The sequence below is a fragment of the Azospirillum sp. SYSU D00513 genome (assembly GCF_017356015.1).
Lineage (GTDB): Bacteria > Pseudomonadota > Alphaproteobacteria > Azospirillales > Azospirillaceae > Azospirillum.
Map to the genome: position 1 here is coordinate 1 of NZ_JAFIQV010000128.1, position 512 is coordinate 512.

The 512-nt window shown below is 66.6% G+C and carries 1 protein-coding gene; it reads right to left on the bottom strand.

The window, feature by feature from the left end:
- Nucleotides 1-494 (bottom strand): GntR family transcriptional regulator (locus JUB11_RS32505; protein ID WP_247887484.1); only part of this gene is annotated, 494 nt, incomplete at its 3' end.
- Nucleotides 495-512 lie beyond the last annotated feature (18 nt).

A 512-nucleotide genomic window follows, 5' to 3' on the forward strand; every position in this document is an offset into this window, starting at 1 on the left:
AAGTCGCAGTGCTGTTCCACGAAGCGGGCCAGCCCGAGCGTGTGCTCGCGCACCAGCCGCTCCGCGAGATCGGCGTTCCGGCTGGCAAGAGCCTGGATGATCTCGTGGTGCTCATGGATCGAGGTGTCGGCCCGGCGCCCGCTGCCGATGGTGGCGCGGCGGATGGCCTGCATGTGGACGAAGAAGCGTTCGATCAGGTCGCCGATGAGCTGACAGCCCGACGCCTGGACGATGCTCTGGTGAAAGGCGATGTTGGCGTCGGAATACTCCGAGATGTGGCCGTCCACGCCCTCCTGCTCGAAGCGCTCGAAGACCTCCCGCAGTTCCTCGATGCACTGGTCGCTGGCATGCTCGACGAAAAGCCGGGCGGCCATGCCTTCCAGGGCGGCGCAGACGGTGATCATCTCGATGATCTCCGCCTTCGTCTTGCGCACGACGAAGATGCCGCGGCGCGGCTGGGAGCGGATGAAGCCCTCCTGCTCGAGCAGGGCCATGGCCTCGCGCACCGGGGT